Here is a 12046-nt window from a genome sequence, read left to right on the forward strand (position 1 = left end):
GCTCATGCGTGTACTGATTATTGAAGACGAAGAAAAAACCGCCGACTACCTGCACCGCGGCCTGACGGAGCAAGGCTATACCGTCGACGTCGCCCGTGAAGGCGTCGAAGGGTTGCACCTGGCCCTGGAGAACGATTACGCGGTCATCGTGCTCGACGTGATGCTGCCCGGCCTGGATGGCTTTGGTGTTTTGCGCGCGCTGCGGGCGCGCAAGCAGACGCCGGTGATCATGCTCACCGCCCGCGAGCGCGTGGAAGACCGTATTCGCGGCCTGCGCGAAGGCGCGGATGATTACCTCGGCAAGCCGTTCTCGTTCCTCGAACTGGTGGCGCGCCTGCAAGCCCTGACCCGTCGCAGTGGCGGGCATGAGCCGGTGCAGGTGACCATCGCCGACCTGTGGATCGACCTGATCAGCCGCAAGGCCAGTCGCAACGGCGTTCGCCTGGACCTGACCGCCAAGGAGTTCTCGCTGCTCAGCGTATTGGCCCGGCGCCAGGGTGAAATCCTGTCCAAGACCTCGATTGCGGAAATGGTCTGGGACATCAATTTCGACAGCGACGCCAACGTGGTGGAAGTGGCGATCAAACGCCTGCGGGCCAAGCTCGACGGGCCGTTCGAACAGAAACTGCTGCACACCATCCGTGGCATGGGTTACGTGCTGGAGAACCGCAGTGTCGGCTAACTCCATCGCCCTGCGCCTGAGCGGCATGTTCACCCTGGTCGCGCTGCTGATCTTCCTGTTGATCGGCGGCGCGCTGTACCAGCAGGTGGACAAAGGCCTGGGCCTGCTGCCCGGGGCCGAGCTGGATGCGCGCTACAGCGTGCTGGAGTCTTCGGTCAATCGCTTCGGTACGCCGGACCATTGGGCGAAGATCACCGCCAAGCTCAAGTTGTTGGGAGAGGAAGACAAGCGCATTCGCTTCTGGGTGGTGAGCAGCGACCCGACCTACGAATACGGCAACCCGGACGCGCAGATTCGCGCCTTTGCCGCCGGCCCGACCGGCAAGCGCGACTTGCGCCTGCCGGGCCATGCCTACCCGTTCAAAGTATTGGTCAGCCAGTTTCCAGCCAAGGAGCAGCGCCCGCCGCTGCGTTTCCTGATCGCGGTCGACACCGAGAACTTCCGCGCCACCCAGCATCAACTGCTGGTGGCGCTGATCGGCCTGGCGTTTGTCGGCGTGCTGCTGGCCTCGCTGCTGGGGTTCTGGGTGGCGCGCATCGGTCTCAAGCCGCTGATCAAGCTGTCGGACGAGGCGCAGAAACTTGCACCGCCGAAACTCTCCGGGCGCCTGCAATTGTCGCCATTGCCGCCGGAGCTGAAGCAGTTCGTCAACTCCTTCAACTCGACCCTCGACCGGGTAGAACAGGCCTATTCGCGCCTGGAGTCATTCAACGCCGATGTGGCCCATGAGCTGCGCTCGCCGCTGACCAACCTGATCGGCCAGACCCAGGTGGCGCTGACCCGTGGGCGTTCGGCCGAGCATTATTTCGAGGTGCTGCAATCGAACCTCGAAGAGCTGGAACGGCTGCGCTCGATCATCAATGACATGCTGTTCCTGGCCAGTGCAGACCAGGGCAGCAAGGCCACCAAGCTGATCACCAGTTCGCTGGCGGATGAAGTGGCGACCACCCTGGATTACCTGGACTTTATCCTCGAGGACGCCCAGGTGCAGGTGCGTGTGACCGGCGATGCCCAGGTGCAGATCGAGAGGGCGCACTTGCGCCGGGCGTTGATCAACCTGTTGAGCAATGCGGTGCAGCATACGGCGCCTGGCCAGGTGATCGAGGTGAAGATCGAAGTGCTGGAGGACCACGTGGCGATCGGGGTGACCAACCCGGGCGATGAGATTGCCAGCGAGCATCTGCCCCGGTTGTTCGAGCGGTTCTATCGGGTGGACGCGTCCCGCAGCAATAGCGGGGCGAATCACGGGTTGGGACTGGCGATCGTCAAGGCGATCGCGTTGATGCACGGCGGAGATGTGTTTGTGCGCAGCGAGGGCGGCGGCAACACCTTTGGCATTACACTGCCGGTGTAGCGGCTGCCCCCCTCAGTTACTCAGTCGTACCCCGCCCAAACTGCCACTTAGCTCATAGGCCGCCAGTTCCGCCTGATGCGCGGCCATGATTTCCGGCAGGGAACTGCGCAGGTATTCCACCCACGTCTTGATCTTCGCATCCAGGTATTGGCGCGACGGGTAGATGGCGTACAGGTTGAGCTCCTGGGAGCGGTAGTTGGGCATCACCCGCACCAGGGTGCCGTTGCGCAGCCCTTCAATCGCCGCATACACCGGCAACAGGCCAACGCCCATGCCGCTGGTGATCGCGGTCTTCATCGCATCCGCCGAGTTCACCAGGAACGGTGAGCTGTTGATCGCCACACTTTCCTGGCCTTCCGGGCCATTGAACGACCATTTATCCAGCTGAATCACCGGGCTGACCAGGCGCAGGCACGCGTGGTTGAGCAGGTCGCTGGGCCGTTGCGCGCAGCCGTTGGCCTTGACGTAGGCCGGCGAGGCACAGGCGATGCTGTAAGTTATCCCCAGGCGCTGCGAGACAAACCCCGAATCCGGCAGCTCGCTGGCGAGCACGATGGACACGTCGTAACCCTCATCCAGCAGGTCCGGCACGCGGTTGGCCATGGTCAGGTCAAAGGTCACGTCCGGGTGGGTGCGGCGGTAGCGGGCAATCGCATCGATCACGAAGTGCTGGCCGATGCCGGTCATGGTGTGCACTTTCAGCTGCCCGGCGGGGCGGGCGTGGGCGTCGCTGGCTTCGGCCTCGGCTTCCTCGACGTACGCCAGGATCTGCTCGCAACGCAGCAAATAGCGCTTGCCGGCCTCGGTCAAGGCGATGCGGCGGGTGGTGCGGTTGAGCAAACGGGTTTGCAGATGGGCCTCAAGGTTGGAGACCGCGCGCGAGACGTTGGCCGTGGTGGTATCCAGCTGCACGGCGGCGGCGGTGAAGCTGCCGGCTTCGGCCACACAACTGAAGGCGCGCATGTTTTGCAAGGTGTCCATTAAGGTGCTCTCAGGGGAGATGGCAAATTGTGACACGAAGTTGCAGGATCCAGTGATCCCTACGAACGGATTATCGCCTGAACGGTAACAAAGATTCACAAGAATCCCACCTTATCGCCATCCGGCCCGCCCCTTAGAATTGCGCCACCTTCCCCGCAACACCCTCTCAGGAATTCGCAGCAGTGCCGCGTCGCATCAGCAGAGAGCTGAAGACTCTCAGTGTTTGGGCCTTATCGTTAGCAATCAGCGGCTGCATCGGAACCGGAGGAATTGCCCCTCAAGGCCAGTCACTCGTCGCCAGTTCATTGGCCACCGACGAGGCGATCAAAAGCGCCGCCCAGGACGCCCACTGGCCCACCGCGCAATGGTGGCAAGCCTACGGCGACCCGCAACTCAACCACTGGATCGACCTCGCCGTGCAAGGCAGCCCGAGCATGGCCATGGCCGCTGCACGTGTGCGTGAAGCCCGGGCCATGGCCGGGATCGCCGAGTCGGCCGAGTCGTTGCAGATCAATGGTGATGCCACGCTCAAGCGCCATAACTGGCCGAGCGACCAATTCTACGGCCCAGGCGCGCTGGACAATTCCACCACCTGGGACAACAACGCGTCCCTGGGGCTGAGCTATGCCCTCGACCTCTGGGGCCGCGAAAGCAATGCCACCGAGCGCGCCGTGGACATGGCCCACATGAGCGCCGCCGAAGCGCGCCAGGCGCAGCTCGAATTGCAGAACAACGTGGTGCGCGCCTATATCCAGCTGTCGTTGCACTTCGCCCAGCGCGATATCGTGGCCGCCACCCTGGCCCAGCAACAACAGATTCTCGACCTTGCGCAAAAGCGTTTGAATGGCGGGATCGGCACCCACTTCGAAGTCAGCCAGGCTGAGACGCCGCTGCCGGAAACCCATCGCCAGCTGGACGCCCTGGATGAACAGATCGCCCTGAGTCGCAACCAGTTGGCCGCGCTGGCGGGCAAAGGGCCGGGGGAGGGCGCGCAGTTGCAGCGGCCCACCTTGTCCCTGGCCGCGCCGCTGAAACTGCCGTCGAGCTTGCCGGCCGAACTGCTCGGCCAGCGCCCGGACGTGGTCGCCAGCCGCTGGCAAGTGGCGGCCCAGGCCCGTGGCATTGATGTGGCCCACGCCGGTTTCTACCCCAACGTCGACCTGGTGGGCAGCCTCGGCTACGTTGCCACCGGCGGCGGGATGCTGAGTTTCCTCACGGGTAAAAAGCTCAACTACACCGCCGGCCCGGCCATCAGCCTGCCGATCTTCGACGGCGGCCGCCTGCGCTCGCAGTTGGGGGAGGCCAGCGCCGGCTACGACATTGCTGTGGCGCACTACAACCAGACGCTGGTGAATGCGCTCAAGGGTATCAGCGACCAGTTGATCCGCCGCGAGTCGATGGACAAGCAGCAAGCCTTCGCCGCCGAATCCGTGGCTTCGGCGCAGAAGACCTATGACATCGCGATGATCGCCTACCAGCGCGGCCTCACCGACTACCTCAACGTGCTGAATGCCCAGAGCCTGTTGTTCCGCCAGCAGCAGGTGCAGCAGCAGGTCCAGGCTGCACGCCTGAGTGCCCACGCCGAACTGGTGACCGCGTTGGGCGGTGGCCTCGGTGCAGGCAGCGACGTGCCTCAGGACAGCCAGACCTTACCGAGCAAGACCCCGGCGGCCCTCGCCGTGTTTGATCACTGAGTAGGATGCGATGACTCCCTTGCCTGCACCGCTGCGCTGGTTGCACTCGCTTGAGTGGCGCCGTGGTTTCTTCGATTGGGCACGCAGTGATGGCGTGACCTGGGTCTATATCTTCAAGGTGCTGATCGCGGCGTTCCTGACGCTGTGGCTGGCCATGCGCCTGGAATTGCCGCAACCGCGTACCGCGATGATCACGGTATTTATCGTGATGCAGCCGCAAAGCGGCCAGGTATTCGCCAAGAGTTTCTACCGCTTCCTGGGCACCCTGGCGGGCTCGGCGGTGATGGTGTTCCTGATCGCGTTGTTTGCGCAGAACACTGAACTGTTCCTCGGTTCGCTGGCGATCTGGGTCGGCATCTGCACTGCTGGCGCGACCCGCAATCGCAACTTTCGCGCCTACGGTTTTGTGCTGGCCGGCTACACCGCGGCGATGGTCGGCTTGCCGGCCCTGGCCCATCCCGACGGCGCGTTTATGGCGGCGGTGTGGCGAGTCCTGGAAATCTCGTTGGGGATTGTCTGCTCCACGCTGGTCAGCGCCGCGATCCTGCCGCAAACCTCCAGCGCTGCGATGCGCAACGCCCTGTACCAGCGCTTCGGTGTGTTCGCGCTGTTCGTCACCGACGGCCTGCGCGGTCGCAGCGAGCGCGAAGGCTTTGAACGCAGCAACGTGCGCTTTATCGCCGAAGCCGTGGGCCTGGAAGGGCTGCGCAGCATCACCGTGTTCGAAGACCCGCACATGCGTCGGCGCAATGGCCGGCTGACGCGCTTGAACAGCGAGTTCATGGGCATCACCACGCGCTTCAACGCCTTGCACCAATTGCTCGAGCGCCTGCGCAGCCAGGAGGCCGATCACGTGGTGGCTGCGATCAAGCCGGGCCTGCAAGACCTGGCGGAACTGCTCGACGGTTTTTCCGGCCGTGCGCTCACCAGCCCCGATGCGGCGCGCCTGGCCAATCAGTTGAACGCCTACAAGGAAGGCCTGCCCGCCAAGGTGCGCAGCCTGCGCACCCGCTTCCAGGAAAGCGCCCCCAGCGACGCCGAACTGTTGGACTTTCACACCGCCTATGAGCTGCTGTACCGCTTCGTCGACGACTTGCACAACTACGCCCAGACCCACGCCTCCCTGGCGGATCACAGCCACGAGCGCGAACACTGGGACGAACCCTACACCCCCAAAACCAACTGGCTGGCCTGCGCCGCCTCGGGGATTCGCGCCTCGTTTATCCTGATCGTGCTCGGCAGTTACTGGGTGGCCACGGCCTGGCCCAGTGGCGCCACCATGACCCTGATCGCCGCGGCGACGGTGGGTTTGTCGGCCGCCACCCCCAACCCCAAGCGCATGGCCTTTCAAATGGCTTGCGGCACCTTGATCGGGGCGCTGGTGGGCTTTGTCGAAATGTTCTTCGTGTTCCCCTGGATCGACGGTTTCCCGTTGCTGTGCGTGATGCTCGCGCCGGTGATCATCTTCGGTTCGTTCCTGGCTTCGCGCCCGCAGTACGCGGGAGTCGGCGTCGGGTTGCTGATCTTCTTCAGCACCGGCTCGGTGCCGGACAACCTCACGATCTACAACCCCTACACCTTCATCAACGACTACATCGCCATGGTCATCGGCATGCTGGTGTGTGCGGCGGCGGGCGCGATCATCCTGCCGCCCAACAGCCGCTGGTTGTGGCGTCGGCTGGAGCAGGACTTGCGCGAGCAAGTGGTGTTCGCCATCAGCGGCAAACTCAAGGGCCTGGCGTCGGGTTTCGAAAGCCGCACCCGCGACCTGCTGCACCAGGCCTACGGCTTTGCCGCCGGGCAACCCCAGGTGCAACGCAACCTGCTGCGCTGGATGTTCGTGGTGCTGGAAGTCGGCCACGCGATCATCGAGTTGCGCAAAGAACAGGCGATCCTGCCGGTGCACCCGGCGTATGCCGAGTCCCAGCCGTGGCGCCAGGCGATCCGGGTGATGGGCCGTTCGCTGGTGCGGCTGTTCCTGCAACCCAGCGCCAGCAACCTGGAGCGCAGCCTGGTCGCCGTGGACCATGCCATCAGCCGCGTGCAGGCCACCGACGAACCCTTCGCCCCGCACTTCGACACCTCGGCCCTGCGCCGGGTGAAAAGCTACCTGCACTTTATCCGCACCTCATTGCTGGACCCGCAATCACCCCTGGCTGCCCTCAAGCCCGAAGGACCCGCCCATGCCTCGTGAAATCGCCTTCCACGGCGTCTACATGCCCACCATGACCCTGATGTTTCTGATCGCGGCGGGCCTGGCCTGGGCCCTTGACCGGTTCCTGGCCGGCTTTGACCTGTACCGTTTTTTCTGGCACCCGGCGCTGCTGCGCCTGAGCCTGTTCGCTTGCTTGTTCGGCGCCCTGGCGCTGACCGTCTACCGTTGAGAATGCCCCGATGAAAAAGTTTTTCAGCCTGCTCGCGACCTTGCTGGTACTGGCCCTGGCGATCTGGATTGGCCGCACGTTGTGGGTGCACTACATGGAAACTCCCTGGACCCGCGATGGCCGGGTGCGCGCCGACATCATCAACGTCGCCGCCGACGTCACCGGCGAAGTGGTCAACGTTCCGGTGCGTGACAACCAGTTGGTGAAAAAGGGCGACCTGCTGATGCAGATCGACCCCGAGCATTACCAGATTGCGGTCAAGCAGGCGCAATCCCTGGTGGCTTCCCGCAAGGCCACCTGGGAGATGCGCAAGGTCAACGCCCACCGCCGCGCCGACCTCGACGCCCTGGTGATCTCCAAGGAAAACCGCGACGACGCCAGTAACATCGCCGACTCGGCCCTGGCCGACTACCAACATGCCCTGGCCCAGCTTGAAGCGGCGCAACTGAACCTCAAGCGCACCCAGGTGGTGGCGGCGGTCGACGGCTACGTCACCAACCTCAACGTGCACCGTGGCGACTACGCGCGTATTGGCGAGGCGAAGATGGCGGTGGTGGATATGAACTCGTTCTGGGTGTACGGCTTCTTCGAAGAAACCAAGCTGCCCCACGTCAAAGTCGGGGACAAGGCCGACATGCAGTTGATGAGCGGCGAAACCCTCAAGGGGCACGTGGAAAGCATTTCGCGCGGCATCTACGACCGGGACAACCCGGAGAGCCGCGAGTTGATCGCCGATGTGAACCCGACGTTCAACTGGGTGCGCCTGGCCCAGCGGGTGCCGGTGCGGATTCATATCGATGAAGTGCCGGAAGGTGTGCTGTTGGCGGCGGGGATCACCTGCACCGTGATCGTCAACCAAACACAGAACTGAATGTGGGAGCGGGCTTGCTCGCGAAGGCAGTGTGTCAGTCAACGAAAATATCGACTGATCCACCGCATTCGCGAGCAAGCCCGCTCCCACATTTTTACCGTGTCAGGCCTGTAGAAACGTCTCGTGCAAATGGCGCCACAGCAGGGCGCCACTGGCCTGCTTTTCAAACACCACGGTCGATCGCCGATCGGTTTGGGCACCGCTGCCATCCACCTGCTGCTCGCGATAACTCACCGTCGCGCCACGGGCATGTCGGTCAATCCCGGCAAACTCGCTGAGGCTGATCCTGAACCCGGGCCGCTTGCCGCCAGCCTGGCTGAACAGCTGGTTGAGCAGTGCAAAATCCAGTTGTTTGCCCGCCGGGGTGATCATGGAAAAGTCCGGCGAAAAACGCCTCAGCAAAACCTCCAGTGTTCCCTCGGGGGCTGTGCCGGCAAACCATTGCTCGATCTCGACATGGGCCTGGATCACTTCATCAAAAAAATCGCGGTAGTCAATCATCGTGTGGGCTCGCTGGCAGGGTGAAGCAGTGTCCGTACCTTGGACGCATCCAGGCACAGTACGGCAAATAATGGAAACAGGGTCAACGCCGCGGCAATCGCGAAGGTGACGGTGAACGAGTCCAGCGCAGCCAGCACCCCACTGAGCACGGCGGCACCGAGGCAAAAACTCAATTGCCGATTGATGTTCCACAAGGCGCTGGCATGCCCCATGCGCTCGGCCGGAATGTCGAGAAAGGCCAGGGTTTGCGCGGTGCTGCTGCACAGGCTGCCACCCAGGCCCATCAGGAGGTAGGCGAGCACCACGACAACCGGGTGCGGCTCGATCAGCAACAGGATGCCGAGGGCTTGCAGCAGCATGCCCGCCAGCAGCAGCGGCCTCGGCCCGCAGCGATTGAACAGTTTTTTGCTCAAGGCAATCGCCAGCCCCGAGGCCAGCGCCCACGGCAGCATCAGCGCGCCGATGAGGCTGGCGGTAAAGCCGAGGCCGTGCAGATAAAGAATCGCCACCAGGCTGGTGCCGATAAACACGCCCGGGATGAACAGGTAGACCAGCATCGCGACCCGCAGCATCGGGCGGCGAGCCTGGCCCAATACGTGACCGAGCTCCAGCGCCGGGCGTGTGGACGCGGGCGTGTCTGCCTCCAGCCAGCGCAAGGTCAGCATCACGGTGATCAGCGCCAGCGGCAGGTTGGCGAAAAAGATCCAGCGCCACGACACGCTGTCCACCACCAGGCCGCCCAATGCTGGCGACAACGCCGGAATCAGCAGCGCCACCAGCATGACCCTGGCTGTCAGTTGGCTGCGTTCTGCCGGCGGAAAATGCCGATAGGCCAAGGCTTGCCCCACCGGAATCAACAAGCCGCCACCCAAGCCCTGCAACAGGCGCCAGCCGATCAGCGCTTCAATCGAGGCGGCCTGGCCCACCAGCACCGAGGCTACGCCGAACAGCAACAGGCTGACGGCAATCAACCGGCGCTCACCCAACAGCGCCGCCAGCCAAACACTCAGGGGAATGACGACGGTCAGGCCGAGCATGTAGGCGTTGCCGATCCATGCCAGTTGCGTGACCGAGGCGTGCAACTCGCGGGCGATGTCCGGGTAAGCGATGGTGGCGACAAACATGTTCACCAGGTCGAGGGCGAAGCCCAGTAGAAAGATCCAGGTGACTTTCGAGCGGTAGGTCATTGCGCAGTTCCTGCTGTGGATGGCGGCAGGGTAGGCGGGTGCGGGCACTTGGGAAACAGCGGTTTGACTGTTAGTTTGTCAAAAATATTTTGACAAAGGAGCGCGTGACCAATGGTCAGTCTGGATCGTTTCGACACCTTCAAGGCCGTGGTCGAGGCCGGTTCGTTGACGGCAGCCGCTGATGTCCTCGGGCAGACGCGAGCAGTGGTGAGCTTCAACCTCAAGCGCCTGGAAGCCGAGCTGGGCGTGACCCTGCTGACCCGCAGTACTCGGCAACTGGCACTGACCGATGCGGGCGAACGCTTTTACCTGCGCTGCACGCGCATGCTGGAAGAAGCGCGCCTGGCGGTGGAAGAGGCCCGTTCGGAGCACAGCCAGCTCAAGGGCACATTGCGGATCACCACCACCGTCGAATACGGATTGGCGGTGGTGGTGCCGGCAGTGGAAATCTTTCGCGGCCTGCACCCGGAATTGAACATCCAGTTATCCACCTCCTCCAGCCACGCCGACCTGATCTCCGAGCGCTTCGATGTGGCTATTCGATTGGGGCGGATGCTCGACTCCAATCATCGGGCGGTGCAGCTGTCGAGCTACGAAATCCTCGCCGTGGCTGCACCGGGGTTTGCCGGGGTCGCCACGCTGGAAGAGCTGGAGCAACTGCCCAAGCTGGGGCACGGGCGGCTGACGGAGTTGACGGTGCTCGACCCGGCCGGCCATGGGCACCTGTACCGTCCAGGCCCCGGCAAGGCTTCACTGGTTGCCGACAGTGCCGCCATTCTCCAGGCGTTTGCCGTGCGCGGGCATGGCGTGGCGATCCTGCCCCTGTGGCTGGTGCAGGAAGACCTGGATGCGGGGCGTTTGGTGCGGTTGCTGCCGGGGTATCGATTTGCGCCGCAGGGGGTGTACGCGTTGTACCCGGATACCCGGCATTTGCCCCTGAAAGTGCGGGCCTTCATTGATTTCATGAAAGGCTGATCAGCCGAGAAACCGTGTGGCGCGGGAGCAAGCTCCCTCGCCACGGGGAGGCGGGGGCTCTTAGAGCTGGCCGCTCAGGCCAAAGCGTTTTTTCAAGACAGTCTCCAGCAAGCCCTTGGGCAGCAACGCCGCCATCAATGGCAGTGCCCGGCAACCATTACCCGAGCGCAACAGGCGCGGCGGCGTGCCCTGTTGCACGGCCTTGAGCACGTCCGCGGCAAAATCGCGAGCGGGCGTAGGCCGATCCTGGGAGGCCTTGGCCCGGGCGCGGATGCTTTCGCGCAGTGGCCACCAGGGCGACTTTTCATTGATCAACAGTTCGGCCTGGGTGCCGGCGTTTTTTGCAAAACTTGTATCGATGGCGCCTGGCTGCACTTCCATCACCCGCACGCCGAACGGTGCGAGCTCCATGCGCAACGCATCACTCAAGGCATGCACTGCGGCTTTCGAGGCGCAATACGCACCGGCGAACGGTGTGACCAACACGCCGGACACGCTGCCGATATTCACCACCAACCCTTTACGGCGACGCAGGGCCGGGAACAGCGCCTGAGTCACGCCGACCACTGAGAATACGTTGGTCTCGAATTGCTGCTGCATCGCCTGGGTGCCGCCGTCGAGCAACGGGCCCATGGCGCCGTAGCCGGCGTTGTTGATCAGCACGTCCAGCTCGCCGACCTGCCCGGCCAACTGCGCCAGGGCAGCGCTGTCGTTGACGTCCAGTTGCACCGCGTTAAAGCCGGCGCTGGCGAGTGCCGCCACATCCTCGCTGCGCCGGGCGCTGGCCCACACGTCAAAGCCGGCTTGCTTGAAGGCGTCCGCCAGGGCACGGCCAATGCCACTGGAGCACCCGGTGATCAGTACGTTGGGCATGGATCAGTCCTTTGTCGTTATCAGTCAGAGAAGCTGCCTTGCAAATGCTCGGCACGAAATTCCAGGGTTTGCGGGCGGTAGCCGGGGCGCAGCGGCGGCACTGGCAGGCAGTCTTCCCAGGTGGCGCCGGCCTGCAGTTCGCCGGGGCCGCGATAGCGCGGGGCAGCGTACACGTTGTCTGCCAGGTTGACCGTATCGCCCGGCGCATACGCGGCGATGCGCCAACGCAGTTCGGTCAGCGGTACGTTGTTGCCGTTGTTCAAGGTGAGCTTGAGCGGGCGGTCTGCCGGGCATTCTTTCGGCGCGTAGACGGTACGCAGTTCCAGGCGTGCCAATTGCTGGGCTTCGCGGTTGTCCAGCCACACCACCCATACCGCCACCAGGCCCAGGCCGACGGCGGCCGCGAGGGAAACCGGCAACGCCCTGGCGGGGTAGCGCAGCAAGAGGATCAGCCAGGTGATAATCAGCAAGACACCAAAGAACATGGCAACAACCTCGAAAACGGAACGGGCATCCTAACCAAGCGTAGGTGGAGTTGACCATC

Annotated in this window: 12 protein-coding genes; 7 read left to right on the forward strand and 5 right to left on the reverse strand. The window is 63.6% G+C overall.

What is annotated here, in order from left to right; all coding sequences use genetic code 11:
* Positions 1 to 4: 4 nt before the first annotated feature.
* On the forward strand, positions 5 to 682 hold the full coding sequence (locus HX818_RS17775) for a heavy metal response regulator transcription factor (protein ID WP_003216255.1): 678 nt from the start codon (positions 5 to 7) through the stop codon (positions 680 to 682).
* Positions 672 to 2036, forward strand: coding sequence for a heavy metal sensor histidine kinase (locus HX818_RS17780; RefSeq protein ID WP_102606327.1), 1365 nt, complete (start codon positions 672 to 674; stop codon positions 2034 to 2036). The genes HX818_RS17775 and HX818_RS17780 overlap by 11 nt, the downstream gene beginning before the upstream one ends.
* A gap of 12 nt (positions 2037 to 2048) precedes the next feature.
* Here HX818_RS17780 and HX818_RS17785 read toward each other — a convergent pair whose 3' ends face one another.
* The gene (locus HX818_RS17785) at positions 2049 to 3017 is read right to left on the reverse strand and encodes a LysR family transcriptional regulator (RefSeq protein ID WP_003216257.1); all 969 of its coding nucleotides are present in this window, start codon (positions 3015 to 3017) and stop codon (positions 2049 to 2051) included.
* 182 nt (positions 3018 to 3199) lie between these two features.
* Between HX818_RS17785 and HX818_RS17790 the strand changes: the two genes are divergently transcribed.
* From HX818_RS17790 to HX818_RS17805, 4 genes are read left to right on the forward strand one after another with little or no spacing between them, the layout of a single operon-like run.
* The gene (locus HX818_RS17790) at positions 3200 to 4711 is read left to right on the forward strand and encodes an efflux transporter outer membrane subunit (protein WP_177020472.1); all 1512 of its coding nucleotides are present in this window, start codon (positions 3200 to 3202) and stop codon (positions 4709 to 4711) included.
* Positions 4712 to 4721: 10 nt separating this feature from the next.
* The gene (locus HX818_RS17795; protein ID WP_003216260.1) at positions 4722 to 6905 is read left to right on the forward strand and encodes an FUSC family protein; all 2184 of its coding nucleotides are present in this window, start codon (positions 4722 to 4724) and stop codon (positions 6903 to 6905) included.
* A complete protein-coding gene (locus HX818_RS17800; RefSeq protein WP_003216262.1) occupies positions 6895 to 7095 on the forward strand; it encodes a DUF1656 domain-containing protein in 201 nt (66 codons plus the stop codon). The genes HX818_RS17795 and HX818_RS17800 overlap by 11 nt, the downstream gene beginning before the upstream one ends.
* A 10-nt stretch (positions 7096 to 7105) precedes the next feature.
* Positions 7106 to 7966, forward strand: a complete 861-nt coding sequence (locus tag HX818_RS17805; RefSeq protein ID WP_087692839.1) for an HlyD family secretion protein — start codon at positions 7106 to 7108, stop codon at positions 7964 to 7966.
* A 102-nt stretch (positions 7967 to 8068) separates the two neighbouring features.
* Here the strand turns inward: HX818_RS17805 and HX818_RS17810 are convergent, their stop codons facing one another.
* Entirely contained in the window at positions 8069 to 8467 is a 399-nt protein-coding gene (locus HX818_RS17810; protein WP_008434185.1) for a hypothetical protein, read from the reverse strand.
* Positions 8464 to 9654 (reverse strand): MFS transporter, encoded by a 1191-nt coding sequence (locus HX818_RS17815; protein WP_177020473.1) that lies wholly within the window; start codon positions 9652 to 9654, stop codon positions 8464 to 8466. Before HX818_RS17815 ends, HX818_RS17810 begins: the two co-directional genes overlap by 4 nt.
* 111 nt (positions 9655 to 9765) lie before the next feature.
* On the opposite strand from HX818_RS17815, the gene HX818_RS17820 reads away from it, so the two are divergent.
* Complete coding sequence (locus HX818_RS17820) at positions 9766 to 10629, forward strand: LysR family transcriptional regulator (RefSeq protein ID WP_177020474.1); 864 nt, start codon at positions 9766 to 9768, stop codon at positions 10627 to 10629.
* A gap of 60 nt (positions 10630 to 10689) precedes the next feature.
* On the opposite strand, the gene HX818_RS17825 is transcribed toward HX818_RS17820, so the two are convergent.
* Together HX818_RS17825 and HX818_RS17830 are read right to left on the reverse strand one after the other, a co-directional pair.
* Positions 10690 to 11502, reverse strand: a complete 813-nt coding sequence (locus HX818_RS17825; protein ID WP_008434183.1) for an SDR family oxidoreductase — start codon at positions 11500 to 11502, stop codon at positions 10690 to 10692.
* Between the two features lie 20 nt (positions 11503 to 11522).
* Positions 11523 to 11987: a hypothetical protein gene (locus HX818_RS17830; RefSeq protein ID WP_003216273.1), complete on the reverse strand. Its 465-nt coding sequence runs from the start codon at positions 11985 to 11987 to the stop codon at positions 11523 to 11525.
* Positions 11988 to 12046 lie beyond the last annotated feature (59 nt).

It is taken from the genome of Pseudomonas sp. F9001 (genome assembly GCF_013385435.1).
Lineage (GTDB): Bacteria > Pseudomonadota > Gammaproteobacteria > Pseudomonadales > Pseudomonadaceae > Aquipseudomonas.